At 69.5% G+C, this 23,805-nt stretch carries 20 protein-coding genes and 1 tRNA gene; 13 read left to right on the forward strand and 8 right to left on the reverse strand.

From position 1 onward, the window contains the following. Positions 1 to 23 precede the first annotated feature (23 nt). The 3 genes from ACRY_RS10215 to hemN all read left to right on the forward strand — a co-directional run bounded on the left by ACRY_RS10215 (position 24) and on the right by hemN (position 3,580). On the forward strand, positions 24 to 830 hold the full coding sequence (locus ACRY_RS10215; RefSeq protein ID WP_007422436.1) for a phytanoyl-CoA dioxygenase family protein: 807 nt from the start codon (positions 24 to 26) through the stop codon (positions 828 to 830). Positions 831 to 834: 4 nt separating this feature from the next. Continuing rightward, complete coding sequence (locus ACRY_RS10220; protein WP_011942333.1) at positions 835 to 2,178, forward strand: NAD(P)H-dependent oxidoreductase; 1,344 nt, start codon at positions 835 to 837, stop codon at positions 2,176 to 2,178. Between the two features lie 67 nt (positions 2,179 to 2,245). Next, positions 2,246 to 3,580 (forward strand): oxygen-independent coproporphyrinogen III oxidase, encoded by a 1,335-nt coding sequence (gene hemN / locus ACRY_RS10225; RefSeq protein WP_011942334.1) that lies wholly within the window; start codon positions 2,246 to 2,248, stop codon positions 3,578 to 3,580. A gap of 6 nt (positions 3,581 to 3,586) precedes the next feature. Here the strand turns inward: hemN and ACRY_RS10230 are convergent, their stop codons facing one another. The 4 genes from ACRY_RS10230 to ACRY_RS10245 form a co-directional block, all read right to left on the reverse strand. After that, the gene (locus tag ACRY_RS10230; RefSeq protein ID WP_011942335.1) at positions 3,587 to 5,890 is read right to left on the reverse strand and encodes a xanthine dehydrogenase family protein molybdopterin-binding subunit; all 2,304 of its coding nucleotides are present in this window, start codon (positions 5,888 to 5,890) and stop codon (positions 3,587 to 3,589) included. 217 nt (positions 5,891 to 6,107) lie between these two features. Next, entirely contained in the window at positions 6,108 to 6,623 is a 516-nt protein-coding gene (locus tag ACRY_RS10235) for a DinB family protein (RefSeq protein ID WP_007423243.1), read from the reverse strand. A 155-nt stretch (positions 6,624 to 6,778) separates the two neighbouring features. Beyond that, complete coding sequence (locus ACRY_RS10240; RefSeq protein ID WP_007423242.1) at positions 6,779 to 7,216, reverse strand: hypothetical protein; 438 nt, start codon at positions 7,214 to 7,216, stop codon at positions 6,779 to 6,781. A 173-nt stretch (positions 7,217 to 7,389) separates the two neighbouring features. Continuing rightward, positions 7,390 to 8,139 (reverse strand): methyltransferase family protein, encoded by a 750-nt coding sequence (locus ACRY_RS10245; protein WP_155856363.1) that lies wholly within the window; start codon positions 8,137 to 8,139, stop codon positions 7,390 to 7,392. Between the two features lie 939 nt (positions 8,140 to 9,078). On the opposite strand from ACRY_RS10245, the gene ACRY_RS10260 reads away from it, so the two are divergent. Beyond that, positions 9,079 to 9,930 (forward strand): FkbM family methyltransferase, encoded by an 852-nt coding sequence (locus ACRY_RS10260; RefSeq protein WP_007423240.1) that lies wholly within the window; start codon positions 9,079 to 9,081, stop codon positions 9,928 to 9,930. A gap of 70 nt (positions 9,931 to 10,000) precedes the next feature. Here the strand turns inward: ACRY_RS10260 and ACRY_RS10265 are convergent, their stop codons facing one another. Then, entirely contained in the window at positions 10,001 to 10,696 is a 696-nt protein-coding gene (locus tag ACRY_RS10265; protein WP_011942340.1) for an SDR family NAD(P)-dependent oxidoreductase, read from the reverse strand. Positions 10,697 to 10,908: 212 nt separating this feature from the next. On the opposite strand from ACRY_RS10265, the gene ACRY_RS10270 reads away from it, so the two are divergent. Together ACRY_RS10270 and ACRY_RS10275 are read left to right on the forward strand one after the other, a co-directional pair. After that, positions 10,909 to 11,334, forward strand: a complete 426-nt coding sequence (locus ACRY_RS10270; RefSeq protein WP_007422213.1) for a c-type cytochrome — start codon at positions 10,909 to 10,911, stop codon at positions 11,332 to 11,334. Between the two features lie 67 nt (positions 11,335 to 11,401). Beyond that, entirely contained in the window at positions 11,402 to 13,108 is a 1,707-nt protein-coding gene (locus ACRY_RS10275) for a pyrroloquinoline quinone-dependent dehydrogenase (RefSeq protein WP_007422214.1), read from the forward strand. A 69-nt stretch (positions 13,109 to 13,177) separates the two neighbouring features. Here ACRY_RS10275 and ACRY_RS10280 read toward each other — a convergent pair whose 3' ends face one another. Continuing rightward, the gene (locus tag ACRY_RS10280; protein WP_007422215.1) at positions 13,178 to 13,489 is read right to left on the reverse strand and encodes a hypothetical protein; all 312 of its coding nucleotides are present in this window, start codon (positions 13,487 to 13,489) and stop codon (positions 13,178 to 13,180) included. A gap of 425 nt (positions 13,490 to 13,914) precedes the next feature. On the opposite strand from ACRY_RS10280, the gene ACRY_RS10285 reads away from it, so the two are divergent. After that, positions 13,915 to 15,144: an acyltransferase family protein gene (locus ACRY_RS10285; protein ID WP_011942341.1), complete on the forward strand. Its 1,230-nt coding sequence runs from the start codon at positions 13,915 to 13,917 to the stop codon at positions 15,142 to 15,144. A gap of 128 nt (positions 15,145 to 15,272) precedes the next feature. Here ACRY_RS10285 and ACRY_RS10290 read toward each other — a convergent pair. After that, a tRNA-Ala gene (locus ACRY_RS10290) sits at positions 15,273 to 15,348 on the reverse strand. A 204-nt stretch (positions 15,349 to 15,552) separates the two neighbouring features. Between ACRY_RS10290 and ACRY_RS10295 the strand changes: the two genes are divergently transcribed. The 6 genes from ACRY_RS10295 to ACRY_RS10320 all read left to right on the forward strand — a co-directional run bounded on the left by ACRY_RS10295 (position 15,553) and on the right by ACRY_RS10320 (position 22,221). Next, entirely contained in the window at positions 15,553 to 17,352 is a 1,800-nt protein-coding gene (locus ACRY_RS10295) for an acyl-CoA dehydrogenase (protein ID WP_011942342.1), read from the forward strand. 18 nt (positions 17,353 to 17,370) lie between these two features. Continuing rightward, complete coding sequence (locus ACRY_RS10300) at positions 17,371 to 18,678, forward strand: TetR family transcriptional regulator (protein ID WP_011942343.1); 1,308 nt, start codon at positions 17,371 to 17,373, stop codon at positions 18,676 to 18,678. Between the two features lie 12 nt (positions 18,679 to 18,690). Then, positions 18,691 to 19,482, forward strand: coding sequence for an SDR family oxidoreductase (locus ACRY_RS10305; RefSeq protein WP_011942344.1), 792 nt, complete (start codon positions 18,691 to 18,693; stop codon positions 19,480 to 19,482). A 40-nt stretch (positions 19,483 to 19,522) separates the two neighbouring features. Next, the gene (locus tag ACRY_RS10310) at positions 19,523 to 20,695 is read left to right on the forward strand and encodes an acetyl-CoA C-acyltransferase (RefSeq protein ID WP_007423901.1); all 1,173 of its coding nucleotides are present in this window, start codon (positions 19,523 to 19,525) and stop codon (positions 20,693 to 20,695) included. Then, entirely contained in the window at positions 20,692 to 21,156 is a 465-nt protein-coding gene (locus tag ACRY_RS10315; RefSeq protein ID WP_011942345.1) for a MaoC family dehydratase, read from the forward strand. The genes ACRY_RS10310 and ACRY_RS10315 overlap by 4 nt, the downstream gene beginning before the upstream one ends. Before the next feature lie 84 nt (positions 21,157 to 21,240). Beyond that, complete coding sequence (locus ACRY_RS10320; protein WP_007423903.1) at positions 21,241 to 22,221, forward strand: aldo/keto reductase; 981 nt, start codon at positions 21,241 to 21,243, stop codon at positions 22,219 to 22,221. A 42-nt stretch (positions 22,222 to 22,263) separates the two neighbouring features. Here ACRY_RS10320 and ACRY_RS10325 read toward each other — a convergent pair whose 3' ends face one another. Next, on the reverse strand, positions 22,264 to 23,760 hold the full coding sequence (locus ACRY_RS10325; RefSeq protein ID WP_011942346.1) for an ATP-binding protein: 1,497 nt from the start codon (positions 23,758 to 23,760) through the stop codon (positions 22,264 to 22,266). Positions 23,761 to 23,805: the final 45 nt, after the last annotated feature.

Consider the following 23,805-nt stretch of genomic DNA (forward strand, 5'->3'; position numbering starts at 1 on the left):
TCGACCAGACAGGAGGACACGACATGAAACTCACCCCGCAGCAGATCGAGGATTTCCACCGTGAGGGCTGGCTGTTCCTGCCCGAGCTGTTCAGCCCCGAGGAGGTGGCGCTGCTCAAGCGGGAATCCGAGGCGATCTACCGCGAGCATCGCCCGGAAGTGTGGCGCGAGAAGACCGGCGCGCCGCGCACCGCCTTCGCCGCGCATACCTATAACGAGGCCTTCGGCACGCTCGGCGCGCATCCCCGCCTGATCGGGCCGGTCGAGCAGCTCTTCGGCGAGCAGGTCTACATGCACCAGTACAAGATCAACGCGAAGGCCGCCTTCACCGGCGAGGTATGGCAGTGGCACCAGGATTACGGCACCTGGAAGCGCGATGACGGGATGCCCGAGCCGCGGGCGATGAACATCTCGGTGTTCCTCGACGAGGTGATGCCGATCAACGGCCCGCTGCTGCTGGTGCCGCGCAGCCACAATGCCGGCGACCTGGAGGCGAGCCACGATGTCGAGACCACCTCCTACCCGCTCTGGACGCTGGACGAGGCGACGGTGAGCCGGCTGGTCGCCGAGGGCGGGATCGTCGCCCCCACCGGCAAGCCGGGCGGCGTGCTGATGTTCCACGGCAATCTCGTGCATGGCTCGGCCGGGAACATCACGCCCTATCCGCGCCGCATCGTCTATCTCACGCTCAACGCGGTCTCCAATTACATCCGCACGCCGACGCGGCCGGAGTTCATCGCGCACCGGGATTTCGCGCCGATCGTGCCGGTGGCGGACGACGCGCTGGCGCGGCTGGCGGCGGCATCCCAGCCCCGCGCGGCGGCGGAATAGGGCGATGAACCTCTCCCACCTCCTCGCCGCCCGGGCCGATGCCGGGCGGCCGGTCCGTGTGCTGCTGATCGGCGCCGGGAAATTCGGCTCGATGTTCCTCTCGCAGGTGCCGCACACCAGGGGCATCGAGGTCGCCGCCATCGCCGATCTGCGGCCGGACGGCGCCCGCGCCGCCTGCCGCGCCGTCGGCTGGGACGAGGCGCTGATCGCCGCCACGCGCTTCACCGACGATGCCGGCGCCGAATTGCGGCGCGACGACATCGACGTGGTGATCGAGGCGACCGGCAACCCGCCCGCCGGCATCGCCCATGCCCGCGCCGCCTTCGCCGCCGGCAAGCCGGTGGTGATGGTCAATGTCGAGGCCGATGCGCTGGCCGGGCCGCTGCTCGCCGCCGAGGCGGACGCGGCGGGGGTGACCTATTCGCTCGCCTATGGCGACCAGCCCGCCCTCGTCGCCGAGATGGTGGACTGGGCGCGGGCCTGCGGATTTTCCGTGGTCGCCGCCGGCAAGGGGACGAAATACCTGCCGCTCTATCATGGCGTAACCCCGGATACGGTGTGGCAGCATTACGGGCTGACGGCGGAGCAGGCCCGCGAGGGCGGGATGAACCCGCAAATGTTCAACTCCTTTCTCGACGGCACCAAATCCGCGATCGAGATGGCGGCGATCGCCAATGCGACCGGCCTCGCCGTGCCCTCGTCCGGCCTGCATTTCCCGGCCTGCGGGGTGGACGACCTGCCGCATCTGCTCCGCCCGCGGGCGGCGGGCGGGGTGCTGGAGCGCGCCGGCATGGTCGAGGTGGTCTCCTCGCTGGAGCGCGACGGGCGGCCGGTGTTCCGCGACCTGCGCTGGGGCGTCTATGCCGTGTTCGAGGCGCCGAACGACTACGCCGCCGCCTGCTTCGCGCAATATGGGCTGAAGACCGACGCCTCCGGCCGCTACGCCGCGATGTACAAGCCCTATCACCTGATCGGCCTCGAACTGAACGTCTCGGTGCTCTCGGTCGCGTTGCGCGGCGAGCCGACCGGGCGGCCGCGCGGGTTTGCCGGCGATGTCGTCGCCATCGCCAAGCGCGATCTCGCGGCCGGCGAGGTGCTCGATGGCGAGGGCGGCTACACGGTGTGGGGCAAGCTGCTGCCGGCGCAGGCGAGCCTCGCCGCCGGCGCCCTGCCGATCGGGCTCGCCCATCACGCGCGGCTGCGGCGCGGCATCGCCGAGGGCGAGGTGGTGGGGTGGGACGATGTCGATTTCGCCGCCGCCGGATCGGCGCTGCAAACCGCGATCGCCGCGCGCCGGGAGATGGAGCGCCGCTTCGCCGCCCCCCGCGCCGAGGCCGGCGCCGCCTGAGGAAGCGCCGCCGCGCCGCTTGATCTCGATCAACGACGCGGCGGCGCCGGCGGCCCAGAGAGAAGGCATGGAACAGGCCCTTCTCGCGCGCTACGACCGCCCGCTGCCCCGCTACACCAGCTATCCGACCGCGCCGCATTTCTCCGCCGCGACCGGGGCGAAGGACCATGCCCTCTGGCTTGCCGCCATTCCGCCCGGCGCCCGCGCCTCGCTCTACCTGCATGTGCCGTTCTGCCGCACCATGTGCTGGTTCTGCGGCTGCACCACCAGCGCGGTGCACAGCGTCGGCGCGCTGGAACGCTACGCGGCGGCGCTGGAGACCGAGATCGGCCGCGTCGCCGCCGCGATCGGCCATCGCCTGCCGGCTGGGCAGATCCATTGGGGCGGCGGCACGCCGACCGCCCTGCCCGCACCGCTCCTGCGCCGGGTGCATGCGGCGCTCGCCCGCCATTTCGCGCTGGATGACACGACCGAAATCGCCATCGAGATCGACCCGCGCACCCTGCCGGACGACGCCACGGCGCTGCTGCGCGATCTCGCCGTCACCCGCGTCAGCCTCGGGGTGCAGGATTTCGCGCCCGCGGTGCAGGCGGCGATCGGGCGGCACCAGAGCGTGGCCCAGACCAAAGCCGCCGCCGATGCGGCGCGGGCGGCGGGCATCGCCTCGGTGAATTTCGACCTCGTCTACGGCCTGCCGTTCCAGACCATCGACTCGCTGGAGGCGACGATCGGCGAGGTGCTCGCCCTCGGGCCGGACCGCATCGCGCTCTACGGCTATGCCCATGTGCCGTGGACGCGCAAGCGCCAGCAGGTGATCGCCGAGCGCGCCCTGCCGGATGTCGCGGCGCGCTTCGCCCAGCAGCAGCGCGCCGCCGAACTGCTGGTCGCCGCCGGCTACCGGCGGATCGGGCTCGACCATTTCGCAAGGCCGGAGGACGCGATGGCGCGCGCCGCCGGCACCGGGGCGCTGCGGCGCAACTTCCAGGGCTATACCGTCGACCCCTCCGACCTGCTGATCGGCCTCGGCGCCTCGGCGATCTCGTTCCTGCCGCAGGGCTACGCGCAGAACGCCGTCGGCACCCAGCCCTACCTCGCCGCCATCGAAGCCGGCGCGCTCGCCACCGCCAAGGGGCTGGCGCTGGATGACGAGGACCGGCTGCGCGGGGCGATCATCGAGCGGCTGATGTGCGACCTCGAAGTCGATCTCGCCGCGTTCGGCGCCGATCCCGCCCGCTTCGCCCGCGAATGCGAGTCTCTCGCCCCGCTGGAGGCCGACGGATTCCTGCACCGCGAGGGCAGCCGCATCAGCATCACCGAGGCCGGGCGGCCCTTCCTGCGCCATGCCGCCGCCGCCTTCGACGCCTGGCTCGGCCAGGCGGGGCGGCACGCCGCGGCGATCTGAGCGGGGTCAAAATTCCGCCGCGCGGATCGCCTCCCAGACCCGCAGCGGGGTGCAGGGCAGCGGCGGCAGGGCGGCGCCGATCTGGCGCAGCGCGTCCGCCACCGCATTGGCGACCGCCGGCAGCGCGCCGGTCGTCCCCGCCTCGCCCAGCCCCTTGGCGCCGAGCGGATTGTTGGGGGAGGGCGTCGGCAGGTCGAGGGTGATGAAACCGGGCACGTCGGCCGCCCGCGGCATCGTGTAGTCCATGAAACTGCCGGTCAGCGGCTGGCCGGCGGCATCGTAGCGCATCCCCTCGCCCAGCACGCCGCCCACGCCCTGGACGATGCCGCCATGGATCTGCCCCTCGGCGACGACGGGATTGACCAGCACACCGGAATCATCGGCGGCGACGTAGCGCGTGAGCCGGACCAGCCCGGTCTCGCGGTCGATCTCCACCTCGGCGATATGGCAGCCGGAGGGAAAGGTCGCGGCGACGGGTTTGACCCCGGTGACGGCGATCTCGCCGCCAGAAGCCGCCACCGCCTCGGCGAGGGTCATCACCGGGGAGCCGTCGCGCCGGAGGATGGCGCCACTGGCGATGGCGAGGTCCTCCGGTGCTTCATTGGCGCGCAGCCCGGCGAGGGCGAGCAGCCGCGCGCGCAGGGCGGCTCCGGCATCGGCCACCGCGCTGCCGGCGCTCACCGTCGAGCGCGAGCCGATCGAGCCGGCGCCGGCCAGCGTGCTGCCGGGCGGGCTTGCCACCAGCTCGATATCCGCCGGGTCCAGCCCGGTTTCGCGAGCGAGGATGAAGGCATAGGTCTCCGCCTGGCTCTGCCCGCTGCCGCCGGTGACCGTCTCGATCCGGGCGACGGCGCGGCCGCCGGCGAGGGACAGCGTCACCTTCGCCTCGTCCTGCGCCGCCGCCCCGCCACCCGCAACCTCGGTGAACAGCGCGGCGCCGCGCCCGTAAAGCGCCCCGCGCGAGGCCGCCGCTTCCCGTCGCGCCGCGATGTCATCCCACCCCGATTCCGCCCGCGCCGCGGCGATCAGCGCGGCATAGTCGGCACTGTCATAGGTGGCACCCAGCGCGGTGCGCCAGGGAAAGGCGGCGGCGGGGATCGCGTTGCGCGCCCGCAGATCCAGCGGGTCGGCGCCGGCCGCGGCGGCGGCCTCATCCACCAGGCGCTCGACCAGCAGCGCGATATCCGGCCGCCCGGCGCCACGATACGGGCCGAGCGGGCCCGCATTGGTGAAATATTGCGCGAAGCGGGCATGGGCCGCCGGGATCGCGTAGGCGCCGGTGCCCGATTGCAGCGCGTTATGGACGTTCACGAAGGCGCCGACGGTGGTGACATAGGCGCCGAGATCGGTGTGATACTCGATCTCGATCGCGGTGAAGCGAAGATCGGCATCGAGCGCGAGGCGGCCGGCGAGCCTGGTGCCGCGGCCGTGATTGTCGTTGAGGAAGGCCTCGCCGCGCGTCGGCACGTAGCGCACCGTCCGGCCGGTGGCGCGGGCGGCGAGCAGGAGGGCGGCGTGCTCGGGATAGGCCGGGCTGCGCAGGCCGAACCCGCCGCCGACATCGGGCAGCTCGATCATGATCCGCGCCGCCGGCACGCCGAGCACGGCCTCTAGATCGAGCCGGATCTCGTTGATGCCCTGGTGCGGGGTGACGAGGTGATAGACGCCCGAAGCCGCGTCATACCGCGCGACGATGCCGCCGGGCTCCATCGTGGAGGGGGCGAGGCGCGGCAGATCGAACCGCACCGCGGCCACATGCGCCGAAGCGGCGAAGGCGGCGGCGACCGATGCGGCGTCGCCCGCCGCATGCAGGAAGGTGAGATTGCCCAGCGCCTCGGGATGGATCGGCGGCGCGTCCGGCGCGGCGTCGAGCCCGACCACCGGCGGCAGCATCTCGTACTCCACTGCGATCGCCTCCGCCGCGTCCATCGCCGCGGCGAGGGTTTCGCCGACCACGCAGGCGACCGGCTCGCCGGCATAGCGCACCCGCCCCTGCGCCAGCACCGGGCGGAACGGGGCGACGAGCGGGCGCTCGCCCTCGGCACCGTAGCGCATCAGCGCGCGGAAATTGCCGAAGCCGGCGGCGGCGCAATCCTCGCCGGTCAGCACCGCGACGACGCCCGGCATCGCCCGCGCCGCCGCCGCATCGAGGGAGACGATCGCCGCATGGGCGTGCGGCGATCGCAGGAAGGCCGCCGCCAGCGCGCCCTCCGCCCGCACATCCGCCACATACCGCCCCGCCCCGCTCACCCAGCGCGTCCGGTCGCGCGCCGATTGCGTGGGCCGGCCCGAGATGCCCGATCCGTCCATGTTTTCCTCCCTCCCGCGCGTCCGGCCAGCGTCCTTGAAGCGCCACGGCCGTCGAGAAATAACAGCACGTTAACAGAATACCCCGCCATCGCGGGCCCGCAAACCCCGGCCCCGCCAAGCCGGCAGGCCCGCAGCCGAATGCGTCCTCATGAAACTTCAGGTTCGCGAGGATCGGGACAAGCGCCGGCCCGGCGTGCCGGATCAGCGCCGCCGATGCTTACAGGATTTCGGGGTGCTCCGGCATGAACGCAAGGTCGGTATCGTCTGGCCTGACGCCTGCGGCCGTGAGCATGGCATGGATCTGGCCGCGATGGTGTGTCTGGTGATTGAAGAGATGCATGACGATCACGGTCTTCGGCCTCGAAATCTCGCGTCCCAGCGCGCCCGAAAACCAGACGAGATCTTCGGCGAACCAGGCGGCATCCAGCTGCCCTGCCCAGTCCAGCACCTCGCGGTCCATCGCGGCGCGTTGCCCGCAGAATTCGTCCCAGCTCCCGTCAAACCTCGTCGAGCCCGGAATCCCTCCCTCGGGCGGCCGCGTGCCCTTGAACCGGCTCATCCACATGCGGTCCGCCCAGAGCAGGTGGTAGAACGTCGCCTCGATCGATCCGAAGAAGGCGCCCCGGTCGAGCGCCCGCCCTTCGGGTGGCAGCTGGGCCGTCGCGCGGAGAAGGTTCCGGTTTTGCCAGGCATTGTATCTGGCCATCGTCAGCGCGTATTCGGCATTGGCCATGGTGGCCCTCCGCATGGAAATCCCGCTTGGCGCAGTCTTCATAGCGCCGATGGATTGCCATGGGAATGACGGGCCGGGACCGGCAGTCCCGCGAACGAACCGCCGGTCCCCGGCGTGATTGCGAAGCGGCGGCGCGGGCGGGCCGGGTATCCGGCCTATTTGAACTGCTGCCCCATCTTCGCCCCCTTGGAGAGTTTGGTGAGATAGGCGATCAGGTCGGTCATCTGCGGGCTGGAAGCGCCGGGCGGCTTGCCTTGCAGGCCGCCGCGAATGCAGTGGACGAGCTGCTGCTCGAGCGTCACCACACGATGCGCATGGCCGTTATATTTCGGGAACTGCGCCGCAACCCCCTCGAGGCTCGGGATCTTCGCGCCGCCCGGCAGGTGGCCGGCCGTGGTGCCGCCATTGACATGGCACGACGAGCAGGTGCGCACGCCGCCGAACTGATCATGATTGAAGATGTGCAAGCCCTCCGCCGCGGCCTGGTCCGGCGAAGTGGCCGGGGCAAGCCCCGCGGCGGCGGCCGTGCCGAGGCCAAGGCCGAAGGCGAGAAGGGCAGCCCCGACGAGACGGGGGCGGGGTAACCGGGTCATCACGAAGCCTCCCAGAGATATATGTCAATTCCGGAATACAGCTAACGTCCCGGCGGCATGGCCTGTCAATCGTCCGGCGGCGGCGCTGCCCCCCGGCGCGATCAAGCTTCCGTGCGCATGACGGGCGAACACCCCGCCCCGCGTGGCGAACGTGCAGACGGCGCAACGGCCCGTCAGAAAATCAGGGGGACCAGATGCCAGCGCACCCTTGTGCAGTATTCCGTGTATCCCGGCAGGTTTTGCGCAAGGAAATTCTCCTCATCGAGGAGGCGCCAGACGAGGCCGAGAACCGTGATGGCCGAGGGAATGAGCGTCCAATAGGAACCGAGCGCCAGGGGCATGCCGATCAGGTAGACCAGCGCGCTCGCATACATCGGATTCCGCACGACCCCGTAGGGCCCGGTCGAGACAACCCTCTGATCCTCGACGACCCCGACAGTCGCGGCGCCGAACGGGTTCTCCTTGACGACCCGGTACACCATGAGCATGCCCGCGACGATCAGAAGATCGCCCGTCACCACGAGCCAAGGCGGCACGTTCGACCATCCGAAGCGGTCATCCAGTCCCGGAACGATGAATGCGACGACGATTGAGATGAAGCCGAGCAGCGTAATGCCCTTTTGCACGGACCGCTGCTCCGCCGTCGGACCCGCTTTCATCCTGGCCTCCAGCAGCCTCGGGTTGTCGAGCAGGTATCGCACGTAGGGAACGGCGGCGATGCCGTTCACCGCGAGATACACCCACGCTTGCCAATACCTCACGGTACCCGCCGCGAGAAACAGCACGAGCGCAATGAGCCCGGTGCCAGCCAGACACAAGATCAGCATTCGCATTCTGGCGTTTTTCATGGGGTATGAAACCACCTCGGGCGTCGTCCGATCGGACAAGGATGCCATGATGATCAATATGATGGAGCGCTGCATCCGATCCTGAAGGGTCGGAACGCGCTCCAGCCTCGCATTCGGTTCCTCACCTCATGCTCGTATTGACGCCGTACAGAAATCAAGAAAATTTTGTCTTATTAACTGAATTTTTATTCAAATATCGGTTGATATTTTAACGATATGAGACGGGAGGTGGCTGTGCAGGCGGCATTACCGGCGAGACGGCGAATTTTCATCAAGCGATCACGGATCTCGATCGCGTTATGCATCCTGATCACGGTATCGATCGTGACCATGGCGGTCCCCGTTCTGACCTGAACGAGCGCCCTGCCCCTCGACTCTTCGCGACCGGATGTCAGGGATCGGCTTCCGGGCGCCGGCGCGCCATTCTCCCCGATCCCCGGCATCACCCCGATCTGATCCGCTGCCCGGCCACGCCAGGCTCGATATGGCGCGCCGCCGCGTCACCGCACCGCCGAAGTAACAACGGCTCCACGGACGGCTCGCGGCACCGTGGCCATCGGTCACGGGAATTTCATCACGCCGCCGCGCGAATCCGTTAGGAAGCCACGATGAACACCACCCACCCCCAGGCGGCCGGCATCCCTCCGCGATGCCGCCGCGAGCCTTGAGTCCGTGCCGGAGAAATGCGGTTGACCGTCTGGCTCATCATGGTTCCGGCACTGATCGCGGGCCACCCCGGCGCAACCGTGCCGCACTGGCACCGCACGCATGCCGGATGCCGCGCCGATGAGGCCGCCCATCACCTTCCGCCCGGATCATGCCTGAAAACCGAGGGCGACGCGCCCCCCACGACCGGCCCGGCAGGACCAGCCGCCCCATTCCACCGCAACCCACCAGATGAACGCGATTGACGTCGCAAAGAGGGGGGTCGGCACGAATCCTCCTGCTTTTGGACGGTATGGACAAAATAGAGACGTATGGCACATTCTTATTATTAAGTCTTAGGAATGAACCATGAGCATCAAACAGATTGGCTTTCTGGTCGGCGACAAGGCTGCCACTCTGTCGGGCGCTCATCCAGCATATCTGTCCGCGTTCGACGGCCAGCAAACGGCCGGGAATGCGCTGTCGGGATTCATCAAGGCGCTTCCCGAGAATGCGCTCTATGTGGATATTGGGGCGAATGTCGGCGCCACCGTTGTCGCGGCGGCTCTCCTGCGGCCCGACATCACCATCGTCGCGTTCGAGCCCGTACCGTCGAACTTTCAGCTTCTGGTGCGCAATGTCGCCGACAACGGCCTTACGAATTGCAAGCTCGTCAACGCGGCGGTCGGCGACCGCACTGGTGAAGTCCTGATCAGCGACAATGGCCCCTGGTCTCTGATCGGCGCCGGCAGCGTTTCCGTGCCACTCGTGACGCTCGATGATTACTTCCAGACCACCCCTCAAGGCCGCCCCGTGGATCTGCTGAAGGTGGACGTCGAAGGTTACGAGCCGCAGGTCATTTTCGGAGCGAAGCGGACCATTGAACAGAGCCGGGCGCCCATCTTCATGGAGTTCAATTCGTGGACGCTCCTGTGTCAGGGCTGCAACCCTCTCAACTTCGCGGCCCAATTATGGTCCATTTTCTCGGTTTCCGACCCGCAGGGGTCACCTCTTCCGTCATCTGAAGTCTTTGTGCACGACAATCTCGTCAAGCACGGATGCGTCGAGGATGTGGTTCTGCGGCTCAATAACATTTCCGCATTGAGATCGTTTTTGTTCAACATGGATCCTGTGCGACAAGAACTCGAATCGGTCTACGCCTCGACGTCGTGGCGGCTGACAGCACCCCTACGCCGCTTGAAGGGCTTCATCAGCAGATAGTTCGGTCTGCGGAACGCCGAGATACCGAGAAAAGGTATCCACACCGGCGTCAGCGTCTCACCTCAGCGCCTCACCACGGCAGCTCCGCGCCGGTATAGTCGAAGAACGCCAGCCCCGGCCTGCCGCGCCGGGCGATCAGCTGGTCGACCACGCGGGGAATGCTCTCGCCGATCGACAGCGTCGCCTGCGGCCCGCCCATGTCGGTCCGCACCCAGCCGGGCGCCACCAGGGCGAGGCTGCGCGCGGAGTCCCTGTGGCGCGCGGCATAGCTGCGCATCAGCGTGTTCAGCGCCGCCTTGCTCGCCCGGTAGGCCTCGAACATGCCGGTCGTGTTGTTGGCCACGCTGCCGAGCCCGGAAGACATCAGCCCGATCCCGCCCTCCGGCGCGACCAGGTCGCCCAGCGCCTCCACCGCGCGCATCGGGCTGAGCGCGTTGGTCACCATCAGCTCGACGAAGGTCTCGGTGCTCACCGCGCCGATCGGCGCCGCCGGATCGCTGGCGATTCCCGCGTTCACGAACAGCTGGTCGAACACCTGCCCCTCCAGCCGCGCCCGCAGGGCGGCGAGCTGGTCCGCGTCGTTGATGTCGAGGCGCTCGATCGCGAGCCGCCCGCCGGCCCGCGCCGCCAGCGCGTGCAGGCCGGTCGGCCCCGCGCCGCGCACCGTCGCCGTCACCCGCCAGCCGCGCCCGAGATACTCCTCCGCCATGGCGAGACCGAGCCCGCGCGAGGCGCCGATGATGAGACAGGACGGTTCCGATGCCATGGCGCTTCTCCTCGATTCCCGGTTTCGCGCCGAGGCTACGACGATTCCCGCCCGCACGGCCAGACGCCGCGGGGCGCGGGCGTGGCGAAGCGGAACAGTCTCTCTCGCCGGGATTACCGCAGCTTTACAGGATGGAAGGGTTCATATACCTGCCGCGTAACGAATATGAGAACACCGCCCGGTCGCGGGCGAACCGAACATGGGGAACATTCATGACCAAAGGACACAGGGCCCTGCTCGCCGCGGCCGCCGCGGCGATGCTCTCGCTGCCGGGCCTCGCCCAGGCGGGCTGCGCCAGCGGCGACTTCACCGCCGCCCAGGCGGCGACCGGGCAGACGCTCTACGACGCGAACTGCGCCGCCTGCCACATGACCAACCTCTCCGGCGGGTCGGGCCCGGCGCTGGGTGGCGCGAAGTTCAAGTCCTATCTCGAATTCACCAAGATCACGGGCGCGCAGCTGCTCGCCTTCATCAAGTCGCAGATGCCCTACCAGGCGCCCGGCAGCCTCAAATCCGCGGAGTATGACGCGATCTTCGCCCACATCCTCCAGCAGAACGGCTATCCGTCCGGCAGCACGAAGCTGGACGCCGAAACCGCCTCCTGCATCAAGATGCTGCCCTATCCCGGCAAGTCCTGAAGCAGGGCGGAACCGCCGGCCGCCCCGGGCGGCCGGATCTGGCTGAAACCACAGGGGAAACTCACGAATGACAACGAAAACGGACGATTCCCGCCTCGCGCGGCGACTGCGTCTCGCCGCCCTGCCGGCGGCGGCGCTGCTCGGCCTCGCGCTGGCGCAGACGGCGCAGGCCGGCGCCGTGCAGGCCGAAGGCTCGGAGACCGGCGGCAAGACCGCGGTCGTCGGCAAGACCATCACCGGCGATGTCAGCGTCACCACCAAGATGCTGGAAGCGGCGCCGAAGGCGGACGCGAACTGGCTGGTCTCCGGCCGTGACTACGACAACTCGCGCTTCTCGCCGCTCAAGCAGATCAACGCCGCGAACGTGAAGGACCTCGCCCCGGTCGCCATCGCCCAGACCGGCTACAGCGCGAGCTTCGAGACCACGCCGATCGTGGTCAACGGCATCATGTATCTCACCACGCCGATGGTGAACTCCAAGCAGGCGCTGATCGCGATGAACGCGACCACCGGCCAGACGCTGTGGACCTACACCTACACCGACGGCCAGATCCAGATCTGCTGCGGCCCGGTGAACCGCGGCGCCGCCGCGTCGAACGGCATGGTCTACATGCTGACGCTGGACGACCACCTGATCGCGGTCAACGCCAGGACCGGCAAGCAGGAATGGATGACCCAGGTCGCCGATCCGCGCTACGGCTATTCCGAGACGATGGCGCCGACCGTCTACAAGAACATGGTCATCATCGGCAGCGCCGGCGGCGAGTGGCCGATCCGCGGCTTCATCGCCGCGTATGACGCGCAGACCGGCAAGCAGATCTGGCGCTTCCACACCACCGACAGCAAGGCCGGCTGGGAAGGCGATTCCTGGAAGACCGGCGGCGGCACCGTCTGGACCACGCCGACCGTCGATCCGAAGCGCGGCCTCGTGATCTTCTCGACCGGCAACCCGAACCCCGACCTCAACGGCGCGGCGCGCAAGGGCGACAACCGCTACACCGACTCGATCGTGGCGCTGAACATCCACACCGGCAAGCTCGTCTGGTACTACCAGGAAGTGAAGCACGACGTGTGGGACTACGACGCCGTCAGCAACGCGATGCTGATCGACGTGAAGGACCACGGCAAGATGGTCCCCGCCGTCGGCGAGGCCGGCAAGACCGCCTGGTACTACATCGTCAACCGCGAGACCGGCAAGCTGATCCGCAAGTCGCAGCCCTTCGACAAGCAGGAGAACATGTTCGCGCAGCCCACGCCGAAGGGCGTGCAGATGCTGCCGGGCGCGAATGGCGGCGATGACTGGTCGCCGCCGGCCTTCTCGCCGATCACCCGCGACGTCTACGTGATGGGCATGAACCAGCTCATGACCTTCACCAACGAGAAGAGCAGCCCGGCCATCCCCGGCCAGATCCGCCTCGGCAGCACCTTCAAGAATGTCGATCACGGCATCCAGGACGGCACGCTGACCGCGATCGACGTCGATACCGGCAAGATCGCCTGGAACGACACGGTGCCGCAGCCGATGATGGGCGGCGTGCTGGCCACGGCCGGCAACCTAGTCTTCACCGGCGAGGGCAATGGCTGGTTCGACGCGATGGACGCCAAGACCGGCAAGCGCCTGTGGCGCTTCAACCTCGGCGCCGGCGTGAACGCGCCGCCGATCGCCTATTCGGTCAAGGGCCGCGAATACGTCGCGGTGGCCGCCGGCGGCAACTTCCAGCTCAGCTACCCCTACGGCGACGCGGTGGCGATCTTCGCCCTGCCGAAGAAGTAAGACCCTTCACGCCGGCAACACGGCCGGAGCGCATCGCGCTCCGGCCTTTCTTGTGCCAGGGCCGGCCGGTCAGTTGCCGCCCGAAAAACCGCCGAGCGGGCTCGGGTTGAAGTTGATCTGCAGGTCCATGATCGCCTTCGCCATTTCCATCTCGGCGCGCGCCATGTGCATCATCGCCTCGTGCTCCATCTTCGGCGCGATGGCGAAGTCGGTGTGGTAACTCCGGTTGATCTTGGCGACCAGCGCCTGCGCCTGGGTCAGGTCCGCCTTCATCGTCGTCGCCTGCTGCGGCGTCAGGCGCGTGCCCGCGTTGCCCTGTTGCGCGAATGCCGTGCCCGTCCCGGCCAGAGCAAGGGCGCCGAGCAGAATGAGTGTCTTCATGGTGTCCTCCTTGTCGGATCCGCGAAGCGGATCGTCCCCGCCGTCTCCCGCAACCGCCGACCCGTGGCGCCGCGTGCGGCTCCTGAAAAATGCCGGCGGCGCCTCGATGAATCCAATGCCGTTTGATTATCGTTTCAATGCCGCGACGGGATGCCGTGCGGGACGGATCATGCCGGCGGCCGGCGATCGCGCTCCATCCTGCCGCACCGGATCGGACATCCAGAGCAGATCCGACTCCCGCAACCTGCCGGCATCAACGCGGTCGAACCATGCACCATTCTAATATTACAGAATAATTTAAAAAAATACTTTTATTCTAAAGTCATAAATACGTTTTGAAGTATTTATGCACTCTCTCTAATATATTTATTTTCAAATTGACAACAAAATTCAATAATGGAATCTCCGATTCATTGATAAATTCGATGGAGCGGACACTGAAATCCGAACGGGTGGCTTTCCTTGACGGTCTGCGCGGCCTTGCCGCCCTCCAGGTCGTCTTTCTGCACTACGTGAGCGCGTTTCTGCCGGTCCTTGCGATGGCCGGCCTGGGTCCCGCCGACCTCCTGGCCTCCCATGGCTGGCAGGCCGCCATCGCCCGCTCTCCCGCCGTGTTCCTGATCAACGGCTACAGCGCCGTGTATATCTTCTTCCTGCTCAGCGGTTACGTGCTGCGGCGGGCCTTCGCCCGGATCGACGGTTTCGCCTCCGGCCTCTGGCGCCGCCTTGTGCGCCTCGGCCTGCCCGCTTCCGCGGCCGTGCTGTTCGCCGGCGCGTTGCTGTCGCTGGACGACCAGGCGCATCTCCATACCGCCGCCCTCTCGGGCTCGACGCACTGGCTGGGCATCCTGCTCGCGACCCCGCCCGCCCCCGGTCCCGTCCTTCGCGACGCCATCCTGAACAGCGTCCTCACCGGCTATGCCGGGGCGAACGGCTTTCCGTTCCTCCGCCACCTCATCCCCATGCCGGATCTCCTGCACGCCTTCGATCCGCCGACCTGGACACTCAATGTCGAACTGTCCGGATCGGTGCTCTGCCTCGGCCTCAGCTATGTCGAGCGGCGCCGGCGCGCGCTGCTGCCCTGCGTCATCGCCGCCCTCGCCCTCTGGCTCGGGGCGAGCCAGTGGTTCCTCTTCGCCCTCGGCTACGCGCTTGCCGGCCTGCGCCGGCCGTCACCCGGGCGTCTGCGCCAGGGCCTCGCGATCCTCGCCTTGGCCGCCGGCATCCTGCTCTGCCGCCTGATCCCGCCGGCGCCGATCCTGCTGCTGCGCAGCCTGCTGCGCCACCAGCACCCGCCGGATCCGTTTCACTTCTCCAACCAGGTCGGCGCGATCCTGATCTTCCTCGGCGTGCTGCACCTGCCGCGCGCGCAGCACCTGCTGGAACGCCGCCTGCCGCAGTTCCTCGGCCGCATCTCATTCAGCCTTTACCTGGTGCATTTCCCGGTCATGGCGACCATCGGGTGCGGCGTGTTCAACCTGATCGCGCCACGGTCCGGCGCCGTGCCGGGCTGCCTGGCCGCGCTCATCGCCGGCCTCGCGGCCACCCTGCCGGTCGCGGTCCTGTTCGAGCGCCATGTCGACCGGCTGGCGGTGCGCCTCAGCCGCCGCAGCCCGCCCTTCCTCGCTCCCGTGCCAGGCGAATTGAGCAGCTGACCCGATCGGGTCAGCCGGGGCCCCGGTGCGACTTGCACGGATGCCGGCCGATCAGGGCCGCACGCAACCGCGCGACCGGCCATGCCGCCACGGCATCCGCGAAACGTCGGTCATGTCCTGGAAAACGCTGGTGGAGCCAATCGGAATCGAACCGACGACCTCCTGAATGCCATTCAGGCGCTCTCCCAACTGAGCTATGGCCCCACCGTGCGTGAGCGCCCTATTAGACCGAGTTCGCGCCCGCGGCAAGGGCATCGGAGGACAAACCCGCCATGATTTGTGACGGCGGCAAGACAGCGCCGCCCGCCGCCCCGCCGCGCCGTCCGAAAACCGTACAAACGTTCAATTCCAGATCGACAGCGCCGCCCCGCCCCGGTATCCTGCGCCCCGCATCCGGGAGCCACCGCCATGTCCATGATCGTCGACCGCCGCGACCTCGACTTCATCCTCTTCGACCTGCTCGGCATGGAGGAGCTGCTCCGCCATCCGCATTTCGCCGCCTTCGACCGCGACGCCTGCACCCAGATGCTCGACACCGCGCAGCAGATCGCCGAGGACCATTTCCTGCCCATCGCCGCCGAGGTGGACGCCAACGAGCCGCGCTTCGTCGGCGGACGGGTGGAGATGCCGGAAGGCACCGGCCACGCCCTGCGCGCCTGCGCCGAGGCGGGATTCTTCGCCCTGCCCTTCGCGCAGGAGCATGGCGGGCTGCAGGCGCCGCGGGTGCTGCACACGGCGGCGAGCGGCATCTTCACCTGTGCGAACACCGCCGTCGCCAATTACGCCTTCCTCACCGTCGGCGCCGCCAACCTGCTCGCCGCCTTCGGCGCCGAGCCGCTGCGCCGCCGCTTCCTGCCGCCGATGCTGGAGGGGCGCTGGTTCGGCACGATGTGCCTTTCCGAACCCCAGGCCGGATCGTCCCTCGCCGACATCACCACCACCGCCACCCCGCGCGCCGATGGCACGTTTTCGCTCCGCGGCAGCAAGATGTGGATTTCGGGCGGGGATCAGGAAATATCGGAGAACATCGTCCACATGGTGCTGGCGCGCATCGCCGGCGCGCCGGCCGGCACCCGCGGCATCTCGCTGTTTCTCGTGCCCAAGCGCCGCGTCGATGAAAGTGGCGCCGTCGGCGAGAGCAACAACATCGCCCTCGCCGGGCTGAACCACAAGATGGGCCAGCGCGGCACCACCAACTGCCTGCTCAATTTCGGCGAGAGCGGCGAGACGATCGGCCATCTGATCGGCGCGCCGCATCGCGGCCTCGAATACATGTTCCAGATGATGAACGAGGCGCGCATCGGCGTCGGCCATGCCGCGACCATGTCCGCCCTCGCCGGCTATCGCCATTCGGCGGACTACGCCCGCACCCGCACGCAAGGCCGCAGGGCCGGGCAGAAGGACCCGTCCGCCCCGCCGGTGCCGATCGTCGAGCACGCCGATATCCGCCGCATGCTGCTGGCCCAGAAGGCGGCGGTGGAGGGCGCGCAGGCGCTCTGCCTCTATGCCGCGCAGCTCGTCGACCGCCAGGAAATCGCCACGGACGCGGATGAGAAAGCCTGGCTCGGCGCCCTGCTCGGGCTGCTCACGCCGGTGGTGAAATCATGGCCCTCGGAGCATTGCCTCGAGGCCAACAAATGGGCGATGCAGATTCTCGGCGGCTATGGCTACACGCGGGACTATCCGCTGGAGCGGCTCTATCGCGACAACCGGCTGAACCACATTCACGAAGGCACGTTCGGCATCCAGGGCATCGACCTCGTGGGCCGCAAGCTCGGCGGCGACAAGGGCGATGCGCTGCGCCGCTTCGCCGCACAGATGCGCGAGACCGCCGCCACCGCCGCCCGGCAGCCGGCCCTCGCGAACGAGGCCGCCCGCCTCGTGGCGGCACTCGACCAGCTCGGCGTCACCGCCGATGCCCTGCTCGCCTGCGCCGACCTGCCGCGCCGCCTCGCCAATGCCACGGTGTTTCTCGATGCGTTCGGCCATGTCGTCATCGGCTGGCTCTGGCTGTGGCAGGCGCTGGTCGCGGCCACCGCGCTGGAAGGCAATCCCCCAGCGCCGGACAGGCTCTTTCACGAGGGCAAGATACTGACATGCCGTTATTTCATGGCGCATGAACTGCCGCTTGGGATCGCCCGCCTCGCCCTGTGCGCGACGCTCGAGACCACCAGCCTCGACGCCCCCGCCGCCCTGTTCGCCCTCTAGCGCGCGCGGCGGCGGCGCATGGTGCAGGACCGCAGCCTGCGCACGCGGCACCGGATTCACGAGGGTGCCGTCAGCGTTCTTGCCGAAGGTGGCGTCGCCGGCCTGACCCATCGGGCGGTGGCCGCCGCGGCCGGCGTGAGTCTCGCGGCGACGACATATCATTTCGATTCCAAAACCGACCTCATCGCCAGCGCCTCCCGCCATCTGATGAGCGGCTATCTCGATGCCTTCGCCCGGCTCGAACGCCGTGTCAGCGCCGGGGAGGCGACCGGGCTTGCGCGGATCGACGATCTCGTCACCCGCGTCGTGCTCAACGCGCTCGGCCGCGAGCGGACACGCTCGCTCGCCTGGTGCGAACTCATCCTGCATGGCGGGCGCGGCGCCGAGGGGCGACGCCTCGCGCAGGACTGGTACGCCCGGCTCGACGACATCTGGCACGCCATCGGCGAGAATCTCGGCTTCGGGCTCGACCGCCGCGCCGCCCGCGCCACGATCGACCGCGCCATCGGCCTCACCTTCCTGCTCCACCCGCTCGGCCTCGACCAGGAGGCGGCGCGCGACCTTATCGAGGGCCGGCTCGACCCCGCGCAACTCGGCCCGCCCGCCCCCGCGCCGGACGACGCGGCCGGACCCGCCACTGCGCGCCAGCGCGAGACCCGGGCGCGGATCGTGCAGGCGACGATCGACATTCTCGTCGAGTCCGGCGCGGGGGCGGTGAGCTGGGCCGCCATCGCCGAGCGCGCCGGCCTCGCCCGCAGCGGCCCGGCCTATTACTTCCCGGCGATCGGCGCCCTGCTCGCCACCGCGCAGGTGGCGCTGTTCGACCGGGCGAAGGCGCGCTACCGCGCGGGCTTCGGCGCGATCGACCCCGCCGAGATCGACGAGATGCGGCTCGTCGATCTCACCACGGCGATCTGGTTTCGCGAGGTGCTGGAACATGCGCGCGAGGCGCTCGGCCATTACGCCGTGTTTCTCCGCGCCGCCCAGGCGCCCGGCGAGAGCGTGGCGCTGCGCGCCGCCATCGCGGCCACGCTGCGCGACCAGCACGGCGCCTGGCGCCGGCGGCTGGCGGCGATGGCCGCCGCACCGCCGCACCCCGCCGGCCCGCTCGCGGTGCAGGCCGTCTTCGTCGGCAAGCTGATCCGCGCCGCCGCCACCGGGGCGGACACGGCGCTGCTCGCGCTGGCGCGGGAGGATTTCGCCGCCGCGATCGCCGGGGCGATCCGCCCGGAAAAACCGTACGCTCATCCAAAACCGGCTTGCCAGCCGGGCCCGCCTGGCTTAGCTGAACAGAGAGAAGCGCCGCTTCGCGGCCCGGAACCATAAGGGAGGACCGGCATGATCGATCCGGCATCGCTGTTTTCGCTACAGGGCCGCGTCGCCCTCGTCACCGGCGGCTCGCGCGGCATCGGCCGGATGATCGCCGAGGGCTTCCTCGCCCAGGGCGCGCGGGTCTACATCTCGGCGCGCAAGGCGGAGCAGTGCCACGCGGCCGCCGCCGAACTCGGCCCCGACTGCATCGCCGTGCCCGCCGATATCTCGACCGTCGAGGGCGCGCGCGCGCTGGCCGCGACCATCGCCGAACGCGAGCCGGCGCTCGACATCCTGGTGAACAACGCCGGTGCCGCCTGGGGCGCGCCGTTCGACAGCTTCCCCGAACATGGCTGGGACAAGGTGTTCGACGTCAACGTGAAGGCGCCGTTCTTCCTCACCCAGGCGCTGCACGGCGCGCTGAAGGCGGCGGCGCGGCCCGACCGCCCGGCCAAGGTGATCTGCGTCGGCTCGATCGACGGGCTGCGCGTCAACGCCTGGGAGACCTACAGCTACCAGGCCTCGAAAGCGGCGATCCATCACCTGATGCGGCGGATGGCGGCGCGGCTGATCCACGACAACATCGTCGCCAGCGCCATCGCCCCCGGCGCGTTCCCCTCCGAGATGAACCGCGCCGCCCGCGACCGGGGCGACAGGGTCGCCGCCGCGATTCCCGCCCGCCGCATCGGCCGCGCCGAGGACATGGCGGGTGCCGCGATCTATCTTGCCAGCCGCGCCGGCGATTATGTCGTCGGCCAGGTGCTCACCGTCGATGGCGGGCTCGTCGCCGCCAACCCGGTGGAGACGGCCGAACCCTGAGGCCGCCCCATCCCTTTTTCCGCCAGAGGAGCGAACAGACATGCGTGACGCCGTGATCGTCTCGACCGCCAGAACCCCGATCGGCCGCGCCTATCGCGGCGCCTTCAACGCCACGCCGGCCCCCACCCTCGCCGCCCACGCGCTGCGCGAGGCGGTGCGCCGCGCCGGGATCGACCCCGCCGAGATCGACGACTGCCTGATCGGCAGCGCCCTGCCCCAGGGCGGGCAGCACACGATCGGCCGCACCGCCGCCCTCCGCGCCGGCCTGCCCGTCACCGTGCCGGGCATGACGATGGACCGGCAATGCTCCTCAGGGCTGATGACCATCGCCACCGCGGCGAAGCAGGTCATCGTCGACCGGATGGACGTGGTGCTGGCCGGCGGCGTCGAATCGATCTCGACGGTGCAGACCGAGGCGATGCGGGTCGATCGCGATCCCGAACTCCTCGCCCTGCACGCCGACACCTACATGCCGATGATCGACACCGCCGAGGTGGTGGCGAAGCGCTACAACGTCTCGCGCGAGGCGCAGGACGCCTACGCCCTGCAATCGCAGCTTCGCACCGCCAGCGCCCAGCAGGCCGGCCGGTTCGATGCCGAGATCATCCCCGTCACCGCGACCAAGACGGTGACGGACCGCGCCACCGGCGCCACCAGCCAGCAGACCGTCACCCTCGCCGCCGACGAGGGCAACCGGCCCGACACCACTGCCGAGGGCCTCGCCGGGCTCAAGCCGGTGCGCGAGGGCGGCTGCATCACCGCGGGCAATGCCAGCCAGCTCTCGGACGGCGCCTCGGCCTGCGTGGTGATGGAGGCGAAGCTCGCCGAGAAGCGCGGCCTGCAGCCGCTCGGCCGCTATGTCGGCATGGCCGTCGCCGGCACCGAGCCGGACGAGATGGGCATCGGCCCGGTCTTCGCGGTGCCCAAGCTGCTCTCGCGCTTCGGCCTCGGCGTCGGCGATATCGGCCTGTGGGAGCTGAACGAGGCCTTCGCCGTGCAGGTGCTCTATTGCCGCGACCGTCTCGGCCTGCCGGACGAACTGCTCAACGTCGATGGCGGCTCGATCTCGATCGGCCATCCCTATGGCATGTCCGGCGCCCGCATGGTCGGCCACGCGCTGATCGAGGGCAAGCGCCGCGGCGCGCGCCATGTGGTGGTGACGATGTGCGTCGGCGGCGGCATGGGCGCTGCCGGCCTGTTCGAGGTTCTGTGAGCGCCCCGCCGCTCACCCTCGCCGACTATCGCGCCCTGGTCGGCACCGAGGTCGGCTGTTCGGACTGGATCGAGGTCGGCCAGGCGCGGATCGACGCCTTCGCCGAGGTGACGGACGATGACCAGTTCATCCATGTCGATCCCGAACGCGCCCGCGAAACCCCGTTCGGCGGGACCATCGCGCACGGCTTCCTCACCCTCTCGCTGCTCAGCCGCATGGCGTACGACACGCTGCCGCGCCTCGCGGGGGTGGCGATGTCGGTGAATTACGGGATGAACAGCCTGCGTTTCCTCGCCCCGGTCCGCGCCGGGTCGCGCATCCGCGGCCGTTTCGCCCTCGCCGGTCTCGCCGAGAAGGGCGAGCGGCGCCTCCTGCTGACGCATGACGTGACGGTGGAGATCGAGGACCAGCCGAAACCGGCCCTGATCGCGCAATGGCTCTCGATGCTCGCCCTCGCGTGATCGCCCCCGCTCTGGCCGGGGCCGCGCGCCCCGGCTAACCTCCGCGCCTCGCCCGCCACGGGCTGAACCGTTCGGAGGTCCCTGATGGAATACACGAAACTCGGCGCCACCGGCCTCGAGGTCTCGCGCATCTGCCTCGGCTGCATGAGCTTCGGCGTGCCCGATCGCGGCAACCACGCCTGGACGCTCGACGAGGCGAGCAGCCGCCCGATCATCCGCCGCGCGCTCGAAGCCGGCATCAACTTCTTCGACACCGCCAACGTCTATTCCGACGGCACCAGCGAGGAAATCGTCGGCCGCGCCCTGCGCGACTACGCGCGGCGCGACGAGGTGGTGATCGCGACCAAGGTCAACGGCCGCATGCGCCCCGGCCCGAACGGCGCCGGCCTGTCCCGCCGGGCGATCATGACCGAGATCGACAACAGCCTCCGCCGCCTCGGCACCGACCATGTCGATCTCTACCAGATCCACCGCTGGGACTATTCGACGCCGATCGGGGAAACGCTGGAGGCGCTGCACGACGTGGTGAAGGCGGGCAAGGCCCGCTATATCGGCGCCTCCTCGATGTTCGCCTGGCAGTTCGCCACCGCGCTGGCCACCGCCGAGCGCCACGGCTGGACGCGCTTCGTCTCGATGCAGAACTACCTCAACCTGCTCTATCGCGAGGAGGAGCGCGAGATGCTGCCGCTCTGCCGCGCCGCCGGCGTCGGCGTGATCCCGTGGAGCCCGCTCGCCCGCGGCCGCCTCACCCGCGACTGGGACGACGCCACCGCCCGCGCCGAGACCGACGAATTCGGCAAGACCCTCTACGCCGCCACCGAGGCGGCCGACCGCAAGGTGGTCGAGGCCGTCGCCGCGATCGCCGCCGAACGCGGCCTCAAGCGCGCCCAGGTCGCCCTCGCCTGGGTGCTCTCGCGCCCCGGCGTCACCGCGCCCATCGTCGGCGCCACCAAGCTCGCCCATCTGGAGGACGCGATCGAGGCGATCGGCGTCACCCTCGGCGCCGAGGAGATCGCCCGGCTCGAAGCCCCCTACGTGCCGCACGCGGTGGTCGGCTTCTCGTAATCCGGCCCGGCATCGGACGCGACGGACTCAGACGGGTCGAAATCAGACGGGCAGCCTGTCCTCGGCGTCGGTCAGCCCCGGCGCCGTCGCCCAGGCGAGTTCCACAAGCGTGACGATGCGCCGCCCCGCCCCGTCGAGCTGGCAGACGATCAGCCCCTGCTCCTCCATATAGGCGAGCAGCCGCCGCGCCCGGCCGAGCGAGCGCGTGCCGTAGGCCCGCGCGATCGCCGGGTCGCCCGGGCAGGGCAGCCCGTCCCGCGCGGCGCGGGCGATCATCAGGAAAATCCCCTGCATGTCCTCGGGCAGGATCGCGGCGCGGCCCAGCACGTCCTGCCACGCCGCATCCTCGGCCATCGCCGCACTAATCCCGGCCCGCGCCCGGGTCAGCATCCGCCGGAAGGCGGCAAGGTCGGGTGCGGCCGCGCCGAGCGCCTCGATCCGGCAGCGCACCAGGAAATCCTGATACAGCACGCCCACCGGCCGGAACCCCGCCTCCGGGTCGGCGAGGATCTCGGCGAGGATGCGCTCCAGCCGCGCCTGCCGCGCCGCCTGTTCCTCCGGGCTCTGCGGCGGCGGCACCTCGGCCCGGCTGTCCTCCACCGCCGGCCGCGCCGCCATCAGCTGGCTCAGCAGGTCGGGCGGCGGCGGCGCCGGGGCGCGGCGCGGCGGGCGCGATGCCTCGGGCGGCGGCGGGGCGAGGATCACGGTCTGCGCATCGGCGATCGCCGCCTCCGGCAACGGCGTCAGCCGCGGCGTCACGTGCCGCGCCTCGGTCTCGGTCGGGCCGATCCGGAGGGAGAGCGGCCGGCGCGACAGCGCCGGGCCGAGCGCGATGAAATGCCCCCGCTCCAGGTCGCGGAACGCCTCCGCCTGCCGCCGCTCCATGCCGAGCAGGTCGGCGGCGCGCGCCATGTCGATATCGAGGAAGGTGCGCCCCATCAGGAAGTTCGAGGCCTCGGCGGCGACGTTCTTGGCGAGCTTGGCCAGGCGCTGGGTGGCGATGATGCCGGCGAGCCCGCGCTTGCGGCCGCGGCACATCAGGTTGGTCATCGCCCCCAGCGAGAGCTTGCGCGCCTCGTCCGACACCTCGCCGGCGACGGCGGGGGCGAAAAGCTGCGCCTCGTCCACCACCACCAGCATCGGATACCAGTGGTCGCGCGGCACCTCGAACAGCCCGCCGAGAAAGGCGGCGGCGCGGCGCATCTGGTTCTCGGCGTCGAGTCCCTCGAGGTTCAGCACGGTGGAGACGCGATGCACCCGCGCCCGCTCGCCGGCCAGTTGCAGCGCCGCCTCGGCATGCGCCTCGGCATCGATCACGAGATGCCCGAACCGCTCCGCGAGGGTGACGAAATCCCCCTCCGGATCGATGATCGTCTGCTGCACCCAGGCGGCGCTCTGCTCCAGCAGCCGGCGCAGCAGATGGGACTTGCCCGACCCGGAATTGCCCTGGACCAGCAGCCGCGTCGCCAGAAGTTCCTCAAGGTCGAGCATCGCCGGCGCCTGGCCGGCCGTCATCCCCATCTCGATCGCCACCGTCATGTCCGACTCGCCGCCTCCTTCGCGCCCCGGGGCTTATCAACCCCG

Source organism: Acidiphilium cryptum JF-5, assembly GCF_000016725.1.
Lineage (GTDB): Bacteria > Pseudomonadota > Alphaproteobacteria > Acetobacterales > Acetobacteraceae > Acidiphilium > Acidiphilium multivorum.

Excerpts from the sequence above, each read along its gene's own strand:
- ACRY_RS10220 (WP_011942333.1), top strand. The coding sequence starts at position 835 with ATGAACCTCTCCCACCTCCTCGCCGCCCGGGCCGATGCCGGGCGGCCG.
- ACRY_RS10260 (WP_007423240.1), top strand. The coding sequence starts at position 9,079 with ATGAGCATCAAACAGATTGGCTTTCTGGTCGGCGACAAGGCTGCCACT.
- ACRY_RS10280 (WP_007422215.1), bottom strand. The coding sequence starts at position 13,489 with ATGAAGACACTCATTCTGCTCGGCGCCCTTGCTCTGGCCGGGACGGGC.
- ACRY_RS10245 (WP_155856363.1), bottom strand. The coding sequence starts at position 8,139 with ATGCAGCGCTCCATCATATTGATCATCATGGCATCCTTGTCCGATCGG.
- ACRY_RS10215 (WP_007422436.1), top strand. The coding sequence starts at position 24 with ATGAAACTCACCCCGCAGCAGATCGAGGATTTCCACCGTGAGGGCTGG.
- ACRY_RS10265 (WP_011942340.1), bottom strand. The coding sequence starts at position 10,696 with ATGGCATCGGAACCGTCCTGTCTCATCATCGGCGCCTCGCGCGGGCTC.
- ACRY_RS10275 (WP_007422214.1), top strand. The coding sequence starts at position 11,402 with ATGACAACGAAAACGGACGATTCCCGCCTCGCGCGGCGACTGCGTCTC.
- ACRY_RS10270 (WP_007422213.1), top strand. The coding sequence starts at position 10,909 with ATGACCAAAGGACACAGGGCCCTGCTCGCCGCGGCCGCCGCGGCGATG.
- ACRY_RS10310 (WP_007423901.1), top strand. The coding sequence starts at position 19,523 with ATGCGTGACGCCGTGATCGTCTCGACCGCCAGAACCCCGATCGGCCGC.
- ACRY_RS10230 (WP_011942335.1), bottom strand. The coding sequence starts at position 5,890 with ATGGACGGATCGGGCATCTCGGGCCGGCCCACGCAATCGGCGCGCGAC.
- hemN (WP_011942334.1), top strand. The coding sequence starts at position 2,246 with ATGGAACAGGCCCTTCTCGCGCGCTACGACCGCCCGCTGCCCCGCTAC.
- ACRY_RS10240 (WP_007423242.1), bottom strand. The coding sequence starts at position 7,216 with ATGACCCGGTTACCCCGCCCCCGTCTCGTCGGGGCTGCCCTTCTCGCC.
- ACRY_RS10325 (WP_011942346.1), bottom strand. The coding sequence starts at position 23,760 with ATGACGGTGGCGATCGAGATGGGGATGACGGCCGGCCAGGCGCCGGCG.
- ACRY_RS10295 (WP_011942342.1), top strand. The coding sequence starts at position 15,553 with ATGTCCATGATCGTCGACCGCCGCGACCTCGACTTCATCCTCTTCGAC.
- ACRY_RS10235 (WP_007423243.1), bottom strand. The coding sequence starts at position 6,623 with ATGGCCAATGCCGAATACGCGCTGACGATGGCCAGATACAATGCCTGG.
- ACRY_RS10285 (WP_011942341.1), top strand. The coding sequence starts at position 13,915 with ATGGAGCGGACACTGAAATCCGAACGGGTGGCTTTCCTTGACGGTCTG.
- ACRY_RS10305 (WP_011942344.1), top strand. The coding sequence starts at position 18,691 with ATGATCGATCCGGCATCGCTGTTTTCGCTACAGGGCCGCGTCGCCCTC.
- ACRY_RS10320 (WP_007423903.1), top strand. The coding sequence starts at position 21,241 with ATGGAATACACGAAACTCGGCGCCACCGGCCTCGAGGTCTCGCGCATC.
- ACRY_RS10300 (WP_011942343.1), top strand. The coding sequence starts at position 17,371 with ATGGTGCAGGACCGCAGCCTGCGCACGCGGCACCGGATTCACGAGGGT.